Origin of the sequence: Campylobacter lari subsp. lari, assembly GCF_013372185.1 — a bacterium.
Classification (GTDB): Bacteria; Campylobacterota; Campylobacteria; order Campylobacterales; family Campylobacteraceae; genus Campylobacter_D; species Campylobacter_D lari.
This window is the reverse complement of sequence record NZ_CP053830.1, coordinates 708,381-725,629: the sequence shown is the minus strand read 5'-3', so window position 1 is coordinate 725,629 and position 17,249 is coordinate 708,381. Positions and strand designations below refer to the sequence as shown.

Annotated in this window: 18 protein-coding genes; 10 read left to right on the top strand and 8 right to left on the bottom strand. The window is 28.7% G+C overall.

What is annotated here, in order from left to right; translation table 11 throughout:
* Positions 1 to 57 precede the first annotated feature (57 nt).
* From CLLT_RS03870 to CLLT_RS03825, 10 genes are read left to right on the top strand one after another with little or no spacing between them, the layout of a single operon-like run.
* Entirely contained in the window at positions 58 to 1,374 is a 1,317-nt protein-coding gene (locus CLLT_RS03870; protein ID WP_012661422.1) for a S41 family peptidase, read from the top strand.
* A gap of 1 nt (position 1,375) precedes the next feature.
* A complete protein-coding gene (gene purC / locus CLLT_RS03865; protein WP_012661421.1) occupies positions 1,376 to 2,089 on the top strand; it encodes a phosphoribosylaminoimidazolesuccinocarboxamide synthase in 714 nt (237 codons plus the stop codon).
* Between the two features lie 8 nt (positions 2,090 to 2,097).
* Positions 2,098 to 2,334, top strand: a complete 237-nt coding sequence (gene purS, locus CLLT_RS03860) for a phosphoribosylformylglycinamidine synthase subunit PurS (RefSeq protein ID WP_012661420.1) — start codon at positions 2,098 to 2,100, stop codon at positions 2,332 to 2,334.
* Entirely contained in the window at positions 2,331 to 2,981 is a 651-nt protein-coding gene (gene purQ, locus CLLT_RS03855) for a phosphoribosylformylglycinamidine synthase subunit PurQ (RefSeq protein ID WP_012661419.1), read from the top strand. Before purS ends, purQ begins: the two co-directional genes overlap by 4 nt.
* On the top strand, positions 2,975 to 4,180 hold the full coding sequence (locus CLLT_RS03850) for a hypothetical protein (RefSeq protein ID WP_070257026.1): 1,206 nt from the start codon (positions 2,975 to 2,977) through the stop codon (positions 4,178 to 4,180). The genes purQ and CLLT_RS03850 overlap by 7 nt, the downstream gene beginning before the upstream one ends.
* A complete protein-coding gene (locus CLLT_RS03845) occupies positions 4,158 to 4,847 on the top strand; it encodes a lysophospholipid acyltransferase family protein (protein ID WP_070257027.1) in 690 nt (229 codons plus the stop codon). Before CLLT_RS03850 ends, CLLT_RS03845 begins: the two co-directional genes overlap by 23 nt.
* Positions 4,844 to 5,212, top strand: a complete 369-nt coding sequence (gene crcB / locus CLLT_RS03840) for a fluoride efflux transporter CrcB (protein ID WP_012661416.1) — start codon at positions 4,844 to 4,846, stop codon at positions 5,210 to 5,212. The genes CLLT_RS03845 and crcB overlap by 4 nt, the downstream gene beginning before the upstream one ends.
* A gap of 10 nt (positions 5,213 to 5,222) precedes the next feature.
* Positions 5,223 to 7,052 carry a molecular chaperone HtpG gene (gene htpG, locus CLLT_RS03835; protein WP_070257029.1) on the top strand — a complete coding sequence of 610 codons (1,830 nt, stop codon included), beginning with the start codon at positions 5,223 to 5,225 and terminating at the stop codon, positions 7,050 to 7,052.
* Complete coding sequence (locus tag CLLT_RS03830; RefSeq protein ID WP_070257031.1) at positions 7,049 to 7,384, top strand: rhodanese-like domain-containing protein; 336 nt, start codon at positions 7,049 to 7,051, stop codon at positions 7,382 to 7,384. Before htpG ends, CLLT_RS03830 begins: the two co-directional genes overlap by 4 nt.
* Positions 7,385 to 7,386: 2 nt before the next feature.
* Positions 7,387 to 7,761 (top strand): rhodanese-like domain-containing protein, encoded by a 375-nt coding sequence (locus tag CLLT_RS03825; RefSeq protein ID WP_074691996.1) that lies wholly within the window; start codon positions 7,387 to 7,389, stop codon positions 7,759 to 7,761.
* Between the two features lie 13 nt (positions 7,762 to 7,774).
* Here the strand turns inward: CLLT_RS03825 and mog are convergent, their stop codons facing one another.
* The 8 genes from mog to CLLT_RS03785 all read right to left on the bottom strand — a co-directional run bounded on the left by mog (position 7,775) and on the right by CLLT_RS03785 (position 17,234).
* Entirely contained in the window at positions 7,775 to 8,302 is a 528-nt protein-coding gene (mog, locus tag CLLT_RS03820) for a molybdopterin adenylyltransferase (RefSeq protein WP_012661412.1), read from the bottom strand.
* Positions 8,303 to 8,304: 2 nt separating this feature from the next.
* Positions 8,305 to 9,903, bottom strand: coding sequence for an AAA family ATPase (locus CLLT_RS03815; protein WP_012661411.1), 1,599 nt, complete (start codon positions 9,901 to 9,903; stop codon positions 8,305 to 8,307).
* Positions 9,893 to 11,149, bottom strand: coding sequence for a tRNA (N(6)-L-threonylcarbamoyladenosine(37)-C(2))-methylthiotransferase MtaB (mtaB, locus tag CLLT_RS03810; RefSeq protein ID WP_012661410.1), 1,257 nt, complete (start codon positions 11,147 to 11,149; stop codon positions 9,893 to 9,895). Before mtaB ends, CLLT_RS03815 begins: the two co-directional genes overlap by 11 nt.
* Positions 11,146 to 12,675 carry a mechanosensitive ion channel family protein gene (locus tag CLLT_RS03805; RefSeq protein ID WP_074691993.1) on the bottom strand — a complete coding sequence of 510 codons (1,530 nt, stop codon included), beginning with the start codon at positions 12,673 to 12,675 and terminating at the stop codon, positions 11,146 to 11,148. The genes mtaB and CLLT_RS03805 overlap by 4 nt, the downstream gene beginning before the upstream one ends.
* Positions 12,672 to 13,730: a 3-dehydroquinate synthase gene (gene aroB, locus CLLT_RS03800; protein ID WP_074691991.1), complete on the bottom strand. Its 1,059-nt coding sequence runs from the start codon at positions 13,728 to 13,730 to the stop codon at positions 12,672 to 12,674. The genes CLLT_RS03805 and aroB overlap by 4 nt, the downstream gene beginning before the upstream one ends.
* Before the next feature lie 7 nt (positions 13,731 to 13,737).
* Positions 13,738 to 15,144, bottom strand: a complete 1,407-nt coding sequence (locus tag CLLT_RS03795) for a COG3400 family protein (protein ID WP_012661407.1) — start codon at positions 15,142 to 15,144, stop codon at positions 13,738 to 13,740.
* A gap of 66 nt (positions 15,145 to 15,210) precedes the next feature.
* Entirely contained in the window at positions 15,211 to 16,434 is a 1,224-nt protein-coding gene (locus CLLT_RS03790) for an MFS transporter (protein ID WP_070257151.1), read from the bottom strand.
* 2 nt (positions 16,435 to 16,436) lie between these two features.
* Complete coding sequence (locus CLLT_RS03785; protein WP_370510398.1) at positions 16,437 to 17,234, bottom strand: cysteine ABC transporter substrate-binding protein; 798 nt, start codon at positions 17,232 to 17,234, stop codon at positions 16,437 to 16,439.
* Positions 17,235 to 17,249 lie beyond the last annotated feature (15 nt).

Genomic DNA, 17,249 nt, shown 5'->3' with positions numbered 1-17,249 from the left:
AATAACTAAAATTAGATAATTATTTTATGAATTCATATTTATTTTGGAGTTTTTCCTTTGAAGACAAAAAGAAATCTTATTATCGCAGCTAGTATTTGTAGTTTAGTAACCGCTTCTTTTATTTTTACTAATTTACAAGCTAAAAACCCCACTCCTAGTGAAGCAGAAAAGAAAATAGAAGCTTTATCCAAACTCACAAGAACCATGTCCATTATAGAGCAATATTATGTTGATGATGTTAATTATACAGATTTAGTTGATAAATCCATTGCAGGTTTACTAACAAATTTAGATGCTCATTCATCTTTCTTAGATGAAAAAGGTTATAAAGAACTTAAAGAGCAAACTAATGGAGAATTTGGTGGACTTGGCTTTACAATTACACAAAAAGATGGTGCAATCACTGTGGTAGCACCAATAGAAGGAAGTCCAGCGGACAAAGCAGGCATTAAAACAGATGATATTATCTTAAGAATTAATAACGAATCAACCTTAGGTATGACTTTAAATGAAGCTGTTTCTAAAATGCGCGGAGAACCTAAGACAAAGGTTACCTTAACTATTTATAGAAAAGGTGATGCAAAACCATTTGATGTCAATTTAAAAAGAGATATTATAAAAGTAGATAGCGTTTATACAAAATTAATCGAAAATGAAAACTTGCTTTATCTAAGAGTGACTAATTTTGATAAAAATGTCGTAGATGAAGCTAGTAAAGCGATCAAAAAACATTCTAATGTAAAAGGAATCATACTAGATCTTAGAACCAACCCAGGTGGTATTTTAAATCAAGCTGTAGGTTTGGTAAATCTTTTTGTAGATAAAGGAGTCATTGTTTCACAAAAAGGAAAAATAGAAAGTGAAAATGTAGAATTTAAAGCAAATCCTAGTAAAAAAATTACCAACGCGCCTTTAGTAGTGCTTGTAAATGGTGGTAGCGCTAGTGCAAGTGAGATTGTAAGCGGAGCTTTACAAGATTTCAAACGCGCTATTATAGTGGGTGAAAAAACTTTTGGAAAAGGCAGTGTGCAGCTTATATTACCTATGGATGAAAAAGGTAAAGAAGGTTTAAGACTTACTATAGCAAAATATTATTTACCAAGTGGTAGAACCATACAAGCTGTCGGAGTTAGTCCTGATATAGAAGTATTCCCTGGAAAAGTAAGTAAAGAAGAAAATCATGGCTTTGAAATCAAAGAGAGCGATCTAAAAAAGCACTTACAAGCTGAACTTGACAAAATCGGACATCAAGAAAAGAAAAAAGATAATAAAGAAGATAAAAATATCATCACCAAAGAGCAAATTAATAACGACATACAGCTAAAAACTGCAATAGATGCAATCAAAATTTTAAACATCACAAAAGGAGAGTAAAATGGCAACAAAATTAGATCTTTTATACGAAGGAAAAGGCAAAAAAATGTATAAAACTGATGATGAGAATTTACTCATCACAGAATTTAAAGATGATTTGACTGCTTTTAATGCAGAAAAAAGAGGTAATGAAGCAGGAAAAGGTGCGTTAAATTGTAAAATTAGTACTGAAATTTTTCATCTTTTAGAAAAAGAAGGTATTAAAACACATCTAGTAGAAACTATTAGTGACAAAGAACAAATTGTTAAAAAATGCAATATTATACCTATTGAAGTTATCACTAGAAATGTAGCTACGGGATCTTTAACAAAAAGATTAGGTATTAAAGAAGGCACGATTTTACCTTTTGCTGTAGTTGAGTTTTGTTATAAAAATGATGATTTGGGTGATCCTATTATCAATGATGAGCATTGTTTGATTTTAAATTTAGTAAAAAGTGAAAAAGATTTAGAATTAATAAAAAATATAGCAAGACAAATCAATTCTATCTTAGTTAAATTCTTTGAATCTAAAGGCTTAAGATTGATTGATTTTAAATTAGAATTTGGTATTGATAATGAAGGAAATATGATATTAGCTGATGAAATTAGCCCTGATAGTTGTAGATTTTGGGATAGCAAAACTAATGAAAAATTAGATAAAGATCGCTTTAGACAAGATCTAGGTAATGTAAAAATGGCCTATGAAGAAGTATTAAAAAGAATTTTAAGTTAGGAAAAACAATGAAGGTAATTGTAAATATTACACTAAAAAATGGGGTTTTAGATCCTCAAGGCAAAGTCATAGAAAAGGCTTTGCATTCTTTAGATTTTAATAACATAGCAAATGTTAAAACCTCAAAACAAATTAGTTTTGACATAGCTTGTGATAATAAAGAAGAAGCTTTAAAACAAGTTGATTTAATGTGTAAAGAATTGCTTGCAAATACTGTGATAGAAGATTATGAGATAATATTATGAAAGTAGCTATTATTCGTTTTCCTGGAACTAATTGTGAGTTTGATACGGCTTATGCTTTTGAAAAACTAGGTGTAAAAACTGAAATCATTTGGCATGAAAGACAAGATTTTAGTGCAGATTTAATTGTTTTACCAGGTGGATTTTCTTATGGAGATTATTTAAGATGTGCTGCTATTGCAAAACTTGCTCCTGCTATGAAAACACTTAAAGAACATGTACAAAAAGGTGGATATGTCCTAGGTATTTGCAATGGTTTTCAAATTTTACTAGAGCTTGGTCTTTTAAAGGGAGCTATGAAACACAACAATAGCTTAAGTTTTATTTCTAAGATGCAAGCATTAGAAGTAGTATCAAACAATAATGCTTTTTTGAAAAATTTCCAAAAAAATGACATTATAGAATTACCTATTGCTCACGGAGAAGGAAATTATTTTAATAGTGAAGATAATATTAAAATGCTAGAAGATAAAGATATGATTTTATTAAGATATATCAATAATCCAAACGGTTCTTTAAATGATATAGCTGGGATTTGCGATGAGAATAAAAAAGTTTTTGGACTTATGCCACACCCTGAAAGAATGTGTGATGATATACTTGGCTCAAAAGTAGGACTTAAAATGTTTGAAGGATTTTTAAATTGCTAAAAACTTTCAAAGTTTTTTGTGTTTTTTTGCTAGCGTTTAGTTTACATGCTCAAGAAAATAGTGTTTTTGAAGATTATAACACCTTAGAAAAAAATTACAATCAATTAGACGATCAAGCTAAGCAAATTTATCAAACTATTGCTCCAAGTGATGAGAGTAATTATGAAAGCAAAATCAATGATGAAAATTTTATTCCTCAAGGTTCTTTAGTATTAAACGCAAAAAAATACGCTGATGAAGCCTATATAGATGAAGCTTTTGCTATAGATCTTGAGGTTATCACCACAACTAATGCGAGTTTTGATTTAAATGTGAGTTTTGAAAAAAATGATGATATGCTTTGGATTAATCCTAATCCTATTTGGGAGCAAAAAGCTAATTCATATTATACAAAATTATGGTTTGAAGCAAAAAGTTTGAATGCTAATTTAAATAAAATCATCGTTTCTTTAAGCAGAAATGATCATATTTTTCAAAGCTCATCACTAATTATAAAACCTATTAGATTTAAAAAAATCGACGCTCCTTCTAATAAATACTCACACATAGTTGCAAGTAATTTAGAAGTAAAACAAGTAAAAGCAAGCCATTTTGATAATGATAATATGATTTTGTTTATAGAACTTGCAGGAGAAAACACAAACCTAGCAAGTTTCAACATAAAAGGTATTCAAAAACAAGGTGTAGAGGCTATTAAAGGTGATTTTGAAAAACAAAGTGGGTTTTATTATGCTATTTTAGATAAAAGCAAAACACATTTTGATTTTTCTTATTTTAATTTAAATTCTAAAGAATTAAAAGATTTTTCTTTAAAAATTGAGTTAAAAGAAGATAGTATAAGTACTCAAAGTGATTTAAATCCAAAAACAAATGATTTTAATTTTTACAAAAAAACAATATTTTGGATTTTAAGCGCTATCTTTGCTTTATATTTTGTATTTAAAAAAAGTTATGTGGCTTTGGGTTTGTCTATTTTAGCTCTTATTGCTAGCTTTTTATCGCAAAATAATATATACAAAGCAAATTTAAAAGCACATAGTAAAATTCAAATTCTTCCAACACTTAATTCTACTCATTTTTACTCAGGCGAGAATATTCAAGAAGTAGAAGTGCTTGGAGCAAGAGAAGCTTATAGAAAAATTTTATTAAAAAATGGAAAAATAGGATGGGTAAAGCATGAAGATTTGGCAAAGAATTAAGGCTTTGTTTTTTTGGATTGAATTTATTTTTTCTATTTTATTTTTATGGCTTTGTTTTTTATTTATAAATTCTCAAGATAAAATTTGGAAACTAAGAAAAACTTGGGCTAAATTACAAAAATATTTTATAAATTACAAAATTGAAGTTATAGGAAATTTAAATCCTCAAGCTAATTTGCTTTTAATTAACCATCAAAGCTTGCTTGATATTATAGCATTAGAAGATATCAGCCAAAAAAATATTTCTTGGATAGCAAAAAAAGAGCTTGGCGAAATTCCAGTATTTAAAACTATGATTAAAAAACCAAAAATCATTTGCATAGATAGAAGTCCAAAAGGCTTAGTAAAGCTTTTAAAAGAGGCTAAAGAAAGATTAAAAGAAGGTAGAATCTTAGCTATTTTTCCAGAAGGAACAAGATCAAAAACCCAAAAACTTTTAAAATTTAAAGTCGGAGCTAAAATTTTAAGTGAAAAACTTAATCTAAAAGTCCAACCTGTGGTAGTCGTTGATTCAGCTAAAATTTTAGACACACAAAACTTTAGTGCAAATAGTGGTGTTTTGAAAGTAGTATTTCTTGATCTTGTTGATACAAGTATAGATGATTGGCTTGAGCAAACCAGAGAAAAAATGCAAGCGATCTTAGATAGCGAAAGGATACAAGCTTGATTGGCACGATTTTAGCTGTAGGTTTTGGTGGCTTTTTAGGAGCCATATCCAGAATGCTTACTAGTAGCTTTTTTAATAAAATCATTCCACATGATTTTCCCTATGGCACTTTACTTGTTAATATCATAGGATCTTTTTTAATGGGCTTATTTTTTTCTTATGCAAGCTCTAAAGGTGTACATATTTTTACTAAAAGTTTGATTAGCACAGGTTTTTTAAGTGCTTTTACGACTTTTTCAACTTTTTCTTATGAAAATTTGTTATTTTTGCAAAGTGGTGATTATTTTCACTTTTTTCTAAATATTATTTTAAATGTTATCCTTTGTCTTTTGGCAGTATGGATTGGTTTTTTAATTTTTAAATAAAGGAGATAAAATGCAATTTCAAACTGAAGTTAATCAACTTTTACAACTTATGATTCATTCTTTGTATTCTAACAAAGAAATATTTTTAAGAGAGCTTATATCTAATGCTAGTGATGCTTTAGATAAGCTAAGTTATTTAAGCGTAAGTAATGATGCTTATAAAAATTTAAAATTTGAACCAAAAATTCAAATCAATTTTAACCAAGAAGCAAAAACCCTAACCATAAGTGATAATGGTATAGGAATGAATAAAGAAGATTTAATCAACAATCTTGGAACCATAGCAAAAAGCGGTACAAAAAGCTTTTTGGAAAATTTAAGCGGAGATGCTAAAAAAGACTCTCAACTTATAGGCCAATTTGGTGTTGGCTTTTATTCAGCTTTCATGGTGGCTGATAAAATAGAGGTTTTAAGCAAAAAAGCCTTAGAAGATAAAGCATATGTGTGGATATCTGATGCAAATGGCTATGAGATAGAAGATGCTAGCAAAGATGAGCAAGGTACTTGCATAACCTTGCATTTAAAAGATGAAGAATTTTTAAATTCTTATCGTATTGAAAGTATAGTAGAAAAATACTCAAATCACATACAATTTCCTATTTTTATGGAAAAAGAAGAAATTTTACCTTTAGAAGAAGGTGAAAAAGAACCTAAAAAAGAATTAAAAAACACTCAAATTAATACAGCAAGTGCTTTATGGAGACAAAATAAAGCAAGCTTAAAGGCTGAAGATTATGAAAAATTTTATGAGCAAAATTTTCATGATTCAAATAAACCTATGCTTTATATACACACAAAAGCAGAAGGCTCTATAGAGTATAATTCTTTATTTTTTATACCTTCTCAAGCTCCATTTGATTTATATAGAGTAGATTATAAAAGTGGTTTAAAACTTTATGTTAAAAGAGTCTTTATAAGCGATGATGATAAAGAATTATTACCAACTTATTTAAGATTTGTGCGTGGGATTATTGATATAGAAGATTTACCACTTAATGTAAGCCGTGAAATCTTGCAAGAAAATAAAATTTTAAAAAGTGTCCAAGAAGCAAGTGTCAAAAAAATCCTAGCTGAACTTAAAAAATTCAAAGAAAAAGACAAAGAAAACTACCTTAAATTCCATGAAAATTTTGGAAAAGTTTTAAAAGAAGGTTTGTATGGTTTTGGTGAAAATAAAGACGCTATAGCCAAGCTTTTATATTTTAAAAATTCAAACAAAGAAGAATTAATCGATCTTGAAGAATACAAACAAAACTTAGCTCAAGATCAAAAAGAAATTTTTTACATCACTGGAAAAAATGAGAAAATTTTAAGAAATTCTCCACTTCTTGAAAGCTATAAACAAAAAAATATCAATGTATTATTGCTTGATGAAGAAATTGATACTATAGTAATGCCAATGATGAATGAATTTGAAGGTTTGAAATTTAGCGCTATTAATCATTTAGCTAGCGAAGAAACTAGCGAAGAACAAAAGGCTGAATTTGCACCATTGCTTATTAAAATCAAAGAAGCATTAAAAGATGAAGTTGAAGAGGTAAAACTTAGCCAAAGACTTTCAAATAGCCCAAGCTGTATAGTTTATGATCAAAATAAACCTGATTTTGCTATGCAACAAATTCTTAAACAAATGGGGCAAGAGCAACAAGTTAAACCTATACTTGAAATCAATCCTAACCATGAAATACTAAAAGCTTTAAAAGAAAATGATGCTTTAGCTAATGATATGGCTCATATACTTTTAAATATGGCTAAACTTAGTGAGGGAATGGGTATAGACAATCCTAGCGAATTTAACAATGCTTTAAATAAAATCGTTTCCAAGGCTTTAGAAAAATGAAAAATATAGCTATTTCTAAAGATATTTTGCACGAATTTTGCATTGTAGATGTAAGAACTCCTAGCGAATGGAAAAGCGGAGTTATAAAAGAAGCTATACTCATCGCACTTTGCGATGATAATGGCTTTATGAATGAAAACTTTATCCAAGAGTTTAAAGAAAAAGTAGATTATCAAAATAAAAACATAGCCTTTGTGTGTGCTACAGGCTCAAGAAGCAAACATAGTGCTTTAATGATAGAAGATGCCCTAGGTATAGAATGTACTAATCTAGACGGTGGCATGGTGGCACTTTTATCGCAAGGTTACGAAGCTACAAAAAAGGGAAGTTAATTATGAAAAAAGTATTTTTATCTTTAGTACTTTGTGCTAGTTTTGTTTTAGCAGAAGTTAAAAATATTGACATTAACGCAGAAATTTTGGAAAATTATCAAGTAATTGATGTTAGAAAACCTAGCGAATGGGCACAAACTGGTACTATAAAAAATGCCATTAAAATTAGCTTTTACAATGAAGATGGCAGTGTAAATAAAAATTTCATCGAGGAAATTAAAAAGATTTCAAGTAACAAACCTATCGCTATAGTTTGTAGAAGTGGTTCAAGAAGTGCTAAAGCTTCTGCTTTACTAGATCAAAACGGCATAGAAGTTACTAATTTAAAAGGCGGTATGAATGCACTTTTATCACAAGGCTATGAAACCTCAAAGTAAGTCTTAGTTAGACTTACTTTTTCTTTGGTCTAAATACAGAAATTACCTCTTCATTATTTTCTATATAAGCTCCGCCTATTAAATCCACACAATATGGAATAGCAGGGAATATAGGCTCCATACACTCTCTTATAGCCTTAGGATTTCCAGGTAAATTTACAATCAAAGTTTTATTTTTAATGCCAGCGCTTTGTCTTGAAAGTATGGCTGTTGGGACATATTCTAAGCTTTTTGCACGCATTAATTCCCCAAAACCAGGAAGCATTTTATCACATACTACTTCAGTTGCCTCAGGAGTAACATCACGCAATGCAGGTCCAGTACCACCTGTAGTAAAAACCAAATCACATTTTTTCTCTTGTGCTAAAAAATTTAATTTTTCAACAATTAAATCAAACTCATCAGGGATTAATTCATAAAAAAACTCTTTATCATTTTTAATATACTCATTTAAAATTTTTTCTATCTCAACTCCGGATTTATCCTCATAAATTCCACTACTTGCTCTATCTGATAAAACTAAAATTCCTATTTTAACCATTTTTACTCCATTATAATATTTTCAACATCTTTTTTTTCAATTTTTTCATTTTCTAAAAGAAAATTAGCTAATTTTTCAACCTTTATTTTCATCAATTCCAGAAATTCTTTCACTTCTTGCTTTTGCTCTTGTAAAAAATTTTCATCTATCATGTCAAAATTTTCCATAAAATTTATCAATTCTTTAATCTTTAAAAAATCAGCTTGAGCGTTAGTATAAGTTTCATTAAATAAAATTTGCATTGCTATATTTCCAGCTAAATAAACTTTTATTTTATTTAAAAGTTCTGATCTTGATTTTATAGTATTTTCATACTCTTTAAATCTATCTTCAATTAAGGTTATTTTTTCAAATTTAACATCAAAATAAAAAGCGCACAAAGCCTTTGCTGCTTGATAGCTTGCTTGAATTTTTCTTTCTTTATCATTTAGTGAAAAAATCTTTTTTTTGCCCATTAAAACCTTATTTAAAACCGCAAAAAAATCATTTTCTTCTATCAAATTAGACTTTCTTCTTATAGCATTAATTGCTGCTTCATTGACTAAAGTTTCTAATGCTGCCCCGCTAAAGCCCACACTTACTTTAGCAATTTTTTCTAAATTTACATTAGAGTTTTTTTCTCTCATGTAATTTTTTAAAATTTTAACCCTATCATTAAAATCTGGCAAAGATATAAAAATTCTTCTATCAAAACGACCAGATCTTAGTAAAGCACTATCCATAAGATCGATTTTATTTGTAGCAGCTATAACTATAACCCCGCTATTATCTTCAAAACCATCCATTTGCGTTAAAAGCTGATTTAAAGTACTGTCTCTTTCAACATTTGAAAAATCTCCCCTACTTTTACCTATAGCATCGATTTCATCTATAAAAATAATGCTTGGGGCTTGAGATTTTGCTTTTAAAAAAAGTTCTCTAACTCTTTTTGCACCCATACCTACATAAATTTCAACAAAACTAGCCCCACTTTGATAAAAAAATGGTACCCCAGCCTCGCCTGCTACGGCTTTGGCTATCAATGTTTTACCAACACCAGGAGGGCCAACTAGCAAAACACCTTTTGGCATTTTTACACCAAAATTTTTATATTTTGTTGGATTTTTTAAAAAATCAACAATTTCTAAAAGCTCGACTTTTGCCTCTTCAACCCCTGCTACATCATCAAATTTTACATCACTTACAACAGCTTTTATTATATTTTTACTTTCATTGTTTTCTAAGATATCTTTTTGTGATGATAATAAATTTTGTTTATATTTGTTTTTTTTATTTAAAAACATCAAAAAGCTTATCAAAAAAGTCAGTAGAATTAATACAAGAAAAATACTACTTAGGTTATATTCTTTTGAATATTCTAAAGGAATTTTTTCCCACAAAGTGCCTAAATTTACAAGCTCTTTTGCTATTAAAAAATTTCCTTCTTTACTTTTTAATAAAATTTCATTTTGATCTATAATCGCTTTTTGTATTAAATCATTATTTAAAAGCTCTTCATAGTATGCTTTGCTAATATTTTCAGGTTGATTTTTTACAAAAAAAATAGCCAAAAGCACACAAAGAAGTAAAAATGAAGCTAGAATGATTTTTTTATTTTTCATTATTTAAACCCACAAAATTATAATCATTTTTTATCTCATAATCATCAACAATCAACCATTGTTTAGCTATATCTTCTTTAGATGAAATTTTTATTTTGTTAAAAAATTGATCATATCCTTCATAAAATTCACCCTTTTTATTTTCAACTAAAATTTCTAATTTCACCTTATGATTTTTTCTAAATTCATAATTATTTTGAAAAACAATATCTTTTAAAATATTTAATCTTTCTTTTGCTATTTCGCCATTTATACGCTCTTTCATAGAAGCAGAATGCGTTCCATCACGTGGTGAGAATATAAAAGCATGGATGTGTGTGAGTTTGAAATGTTTGAAATTTTCTAAAGCTTCTTGCCAAATTAACTCACTTTCTCCAGGGTGCGCTACTATAAAATCAGTCCCTAAAGCAAAGCCTTTTTGGCTTAATTCATTAAACAACGCTAAATCATTTTGAGTATGCGATCTTCGTCTCATAATACGCAACATTTTCTCATGAGTGTGTTGCAGGGCAATGTGTAAATGCCTCTCAAGCCAAGGCTCATCTAAAATTTCTTTAAAACTCTCATCAATTTGAGCAGGTTCTAAACTTCCAAGCCTTACTCTTTTAATGCCATTAATTTTTCCTATTTCTTGGAGTAATTTTCCAAGTGTTGTTTTATCTTTTAAGCCATAGCTTCCTATGTTTGTCCCTGTTAAAACTACTTCACTATAGCCATTTTGAGCTAAAAGCTTAATTTGTTTTATTATTTCATCACTTGGAATACTTCTTGATTTTCCTCTTACACTTGGGATAATACAATAACTACAAGCAAAATCACACCCTTCTTGAATTTTCACAAAAGCTTTTGTGTGATTTTCATAATCACTAACAATTTTTGTATCTATAAATTTCAAATCCCCTATCTCGTAAAATTCTTTTTTACTCATGATAAGTTCGTTGATTTTACTTTTATTTGAAGCGCCTAAAACCCCAAAAACTTCTTTTTTATCAAAAAAATCCTTACCCTTACTTATAGCTCCACAACCTGTAAGTATAACCTTAACGCCATTTTTTTTAACACTATTTATATAAGTTCTTAGCCCACTATCAGCTCCATTTGTAACTGTGCATGAATTTATAATTATCACATCAGCTTCTTGCTCATTTTGGACTATTTCATGATCTTTTATGTAAGTTTTTATTAGCTGGGTATCATAAATATTAGTTCTACATCCAAAAGTTTTAAAATATACTTTTTGCTTCAAATATTTTCCTTATCATTTATAAATTCATTCTTAGAAAAATAAATATTTTGCGATGGATATGAAATTTTAATATCATCGTGTTTGTTAAATTCATTGATAATATCTTTGCTTATATTACTTCTTAAAACCAAAGCCATATATGAATTTGTCATATACCAAGCAGAAATTCTCAAACCATAATTTTCAAAAAATGTAAAAAATCTAGGCTCAACTCTAGGATTTCTTATACTATATTCATTTCTTAATTTTTCCATGGATTCTTTTGCTATTTTTGTATAGCCTTTTGCGGCTTTAGTGACTATATCTTGGACTATTTCTAAAGCTTTTTGATGATTTGAATCAAAGGTTAAGGTTATATCAAGCCCATCCCAAACCGTTTTCATACCATGATGAGTATAATTTGAAATTAAATTTGTAAAAATAAAATTATTTGGTATAAAAACTATCCTACCACTTCTTCTATTATCAGTATAAGTTAAAAGAGTAATATCTTCATATAAGGTAATTCTTAAAAAAGAAATATCTATGATATCTCCTATGTATTGGTTTCCATTTTGAAAAACTCTTATTCTATCGCCCACTCTAAAACTTCCACCAAAGACTATCACACACCAGCCAAGCATAGACATAAACATATCTTTCATGGCAATAGCCAAACCAGCAGAAGCAAAACCAAGCACGGTTACTAAATAGCTAATATTTTCTATATAACCAAAAAGTATGATTAACACTATAACATTTACATTAATAAAATTTATAATTTTATTTGCTGTGTAAAATCTATCATTATCTTCTATATATTTTCTAGCGATAAATTTAAGCATAAACGCCACTGCAATAGCGATAATAATACCCAAAATAACATTAAAAGCCCTAAGACCTTGAACTTTAATAGAAGCTGTTGTTTTATTAATTTCATCTTGAATTTTTTTCTCATAAACAGAATATGAAATTTCACCAAAGCGTAGAGTTTGAGAAAAATCCCTAACCATTTGATTAGAAAGTGCAAGTTCTTCTTGGCGTTTTTGATTTGGACTTATTTTTGCAAGCTCAGCAATTAAAATATTTTCTTTTATTAATTCTTCTAAAGTCTTTTTAAAGGAATTTAAAAGATTTATAAAATCCTCCCTATCTCTTTTTAATTTTTTTATATGAGAATATGCAGAAATTATAGCTAAAGGATTAGTTAGTGGATCCATTTTTTCTATATCATCTGGAGCCAAAATCAATTTTGAAAAATTTGTGCTTTTGTATTCATTTAAAAGCTCTAGTCTTTCTTTTAAAATCAAAATTTGTCTTTCTATGATGATTTTATTGCGTTCATTGGCCTTTAAACCCTCTTTTTCAAGGGCAAGAATTTCTTCTTGTGTCTTTTTGTATGCATTAAAATTATTATATTTTTCTACCCAAGTATTATAAGAAAGATTATTATGTAATTGATTTAATTTTTCTTCTAAATGTTTTATATCATCTTGTGCCAAAAGCATCAAAAAAGGTAAAAATAAAAGTAAAAAAATCTTTTTCATGCAAACACCTCTAAAGTGCGTAAAATATCTTCTTTGCTTATATCATTTTTTATACAAGCTTTTCCCAAGCCACAAGCTAAAATGAAATTAATCTTTTGAAAATGTGTCTTTTTATCCAAGAAAAAGGCATTGTAAAACTCTTGTGTATTTGAAATTTTATAAGATATAGGTAATTTAAATTTCGCAAGTAAATTTTGTACTCTTTGGCATTCTTGCTCACTTAACAATCCTAAATTTAGTGCTAAAACATTTGCCATATTCATACCTATAGCCACAGCTTCGCCATGTAAGTATTTTTTATAGCCTGTTTGATTTTCTATAACATGAGCAAAGGTGTGTCCATAATTTAAAAGCATTCTCAAACCGCTTTCTTTTTCATCTTGTGAAACCACACTAGCTTTAAGTTCTATGCTTTTTTGGATGATTTGAGCCAAAGTAATATCATCTAATTTGGCATTTAAAAATTTATCCTCGTTTAAATTTTCTAAAAAAGATAAAATCGTTTCATCAAAAACCACAGCCATTTTGATAAATTCAGCCATACCCGCAGCTAGTTCTCTTGAAGGTAAAGTTTTTAAAAATCTACTCTCACAATACACTGCTTTTGGTTGATAAAAAGTACCTATTAAGTTTTTGCCAAATTTATTATTAACTCCAGTTTTACCACCCACACTTGCATCCACACAAGCTAGTAAAGTTGTGGGGATATTGATAAATTCTATCCCCCTTTGATATATACTTGCTACAAAACCACCCATATCAGAGATCACCCCGCCACCAAAGCTAATAAGCAAGCTTTTTCTATCTAGCTTATAAACGCACATTTGATTTAAGATATATTCTATAGTTTGTAAATTTTTATACTCTTCACCATCTTTGATTTTTATGATAAAAAGTTCTTTAGCTTGAATTTTTTCCAAAAGCGTATCTAAATGTAGCTTTGCTACTAATTCATTAGTTAAAATCACTACTTTAGTATCAAAATTTAACTTTTCTAATTCATTTATATAGACATTATAACTTGTATTATTTTCTAAATTTACTTTAACTTGCATTATATTCTCACAATGATGGTATAAATAATTGATAATTTTTACTCATCTTATAATATATCGTATTTAAATCTGTTTTTAAAATTTTATTGAAATTACTTCCTAAAATTTTTTCATTAAATGGCACAAAATGCAATATATTTTGTTTATAAGAAAATTTATTGATAGGGTTGTGCTCTTTTTCTTCTATTAAAAGTAATTTTTCATCATGAAGTTTTGAAAGGCTTTCAAAGTATTGATGATATTCAAAAATTTCAGCTTTATTTAGTTTCAAATCGTAATAATACAAAGCAAGTCCTAGTTGGATTTGCTTATTTAAATCAAGTACAATAGAAGCAATACCTTCCACATCTTCAAAGTTTGAACTTAAAACCACCGATGATTTTAAGTCCGCAAAATCCCCTTTACCTGCTTTTAACACAGGAATTTTTAAAGCAAAAAGAAAACTTTTTTCTTTTTCAAAAAGATAATCTTCCACCACTAGCAAACCTATGCTGGTATTTTCCACAAAAGGCTTAATATTTTTTATATTTGTACTTTCATAGTCAAATATTACTTCAGTACTATTTTTATGCAAGGCTTTAAGTTTATAATACATAGGAGTTAAAGTAGGATTAATCACTTTAAAATAAAGCTTTTTGCTATTAATCCTTACATGTAAAAGCAAACTTGCAAAAATAAGCTTTTCTATGGCAAACTCACTCATTTTTTTCATATCTATAACACAAAGTATATTATCTCCAAATGGCGATGGAAAGCGGCCTAAGCTTGTTTTAATATTAGTAAAAACACTTTGTAAAACTTTAGGATCGCCCACGATTAAAATACTATCATTTGGCATTAAAATAAGCCCAGGTCTTGCTAGGATAAATTCATTATTTCTATAAACCATTACAATTTTAAAGCGTTTTTGGCTAATAGAGCTTATATGTCTATAAGCAAAGCTTGATCCTGCAGGAATTTTTACCTCCATTATCTCACCTTGTCCAAGCCCAATAAATTGTGCCATGGAAGGCATATTATCTAAACAACCCGTTAATCTCGTGCTTAAAGTATCATAAACATTAATTACTTCACAAAAATTATCATCAATTTGACTATTCCATAAATCCATAACAACTATATTTAATCTTGGGTGTAATTTTCTTAAATTTTTATAGCAAGCTAGCATATCTGCTTCTTCTTGCATATAGATGATAGCTTGATGGAATTCTTCCTTTAGTAAATTTTCTAGTTTAACCAAACTCGTAGGATCAAATTTATAAAAAGATATTTGCTCATTTTCTAAATCCAAATCCACACTTTCATCATTATAATAAACAACACTCAAAGATTCTTTAAAAGTTTTATTGTTATGAATTTTCATTAAAAAATCTTTAGCAAAAATCCCATCAGCTAGTAATAAAATTTTATTCATTTACACCTCTAAATACAAAATACAATTATAGCAAAGTTATAGTTTATATTTTGAAGTTTTTTAATGCTAATTTTTTGTTTTAAAAATATTTTTTACTAAAGACATACTTAACAAGCAAGCAATTATTATAAAAATAATATAAATATAAAAATACTCCTTATATGTAAAATTAACAATAAAAGGGGTTATGAAACCCAAAATCGCATAAGAAATATTGTAAGCAAAAGAAAGACCACTTGATCTTAACTCTGTAGTAAAAATTTGAGTCATAAAAATAGGAGCAAAAGCTATAATACCTTGCGCAAAACAAGCAAGCAAATAAAATGATAAAAACCACTCATTATAAAAGCTAAAACTTATACCAAAAATTCCAAAAAGCGAAGTAAAAATCAAACAAATTCTAAAATGACCTAAAAAATCCGCCAAATATCCTTGTACCAAACTTCCTAGTATAATCATCACTATAGCCAAATTTTGATATGTTAAAGCGGTAGTTTTACTAACTCCTAATAAGCTTTCAAAATATTGTGGCAGTATCATTAAAGTGGCTACCCCGCTTGTTAAAACAACGGTAAGCAAAGCGCACACTAGCATACTTTTTTTATGTGTTTTTAAAGCATGTAAAAGTGGAAAATTTAAAATTTTTTCTTTATCTTTTATGTTTTTAAAAGCTGGTGTTTCATTCAATTTCATGCGTAAAAATAAAGCCAATACACCAAAAAATCCCCCAACAAAAAAAGGAATTCTCCAAGCAAAGCTTTCTACTTCTTCTTTATCAAAATACGCATATACAGCCAAAGTTGCTAAATTTCCAAGCAATAAACCTAAAGTTAAAGTCGCTGAAATAAATCCAAGCGCTAAACCAAGTCTTTTTTTACTTACAAATTCACTCACAAAAATCCATGCTCCACTTACTTCAGCTCCTATGGCTAATCCTTGAGCTATCCGTATGATAAAAAGCATAAAAGTAGCAAAAAGTCCTATACTTTCATAAGTAGGTAAAAAAGCTAATATAAAACTTGGTACAACCATCAAAAGCATGCTAATATAAAAAACATTCTTACGCCCTTTTATATCTGCAAAATGCGCTAAAACAACAGCACCAAAAGGTCTAGCCAAATACCCTGCCCCAAAGGCTATATAAGTATAGATTAATGGCCAAAAATCATCATTTTGAGGAAAGAAAATTTTTGCAAAAACACTAGCAAAGAAGATAAATAAAACAAAATCATAAAATTCTAAAATACCACCCAAAGAAGCATAGATGGTATTTTTAAAAGCTTTTTGCATCATTAAATCTTGCCACCTTCAATTACCACATCATCAGCTTTTATATCATCGCTAAAAAATGGCTTTAAGGTTTCATCATAAGCTTTGTGAAAAAACTGCTCATTTTGTAATTTTACAATCAAATCATTGATAAATTTCAGCATAGCTTCATCGCCTTTTTTTACAGCAGGAGCTATAACATCATGATTTCCAAGCTCTTTAATCACTACTTCAAAATTTGGATTTTCTTTAGCCCATGCAAAAAGCAATGCATTATCATGACTTAGCGCATCGCCTCTTTTGCCGATTAAAGCTGCAAAGGTTTCTGTGTTTTGATCAAATTTAATGGTTTTAATTTCTGGCATATTTTTTGTAAAATACGCATCAGCTGTTGTGCCTTTATTTAAAATCAAAGTTTTACTTTTTAAATCATCTATAGTTTTAATATCTGAATTTTTAGGAGCTACTACCCCAAGAGCAACTTTCATATAAGGCAGTGCAAAATCCACCACAGCTTCTCTTTCTGGAGTTTTAGTAAAATTAGCTAAAATTAAATCAACCTTATTTGATTGTAAAAATTCAACCCTATTTGCTGCTTCGACTAAAACAAATTGTGCTTTAGACTCATCTCCTAAAAGTTCTTTTGCAATGCGTTTTGCAAAATATATATCATAACCTTGATTTTTCCCTTGTACATCTAAGTAGCCAAATGGAGGTTTATCACCAAATACACCTATGCGGATAACACCTTGTTGTTTGATTTTTTCTATGGAGTTTTCATTAGAGCCTGAATTTGAGCAGGCGCTAAAAAAAAGTGCCATTAAAAACGATAAAAG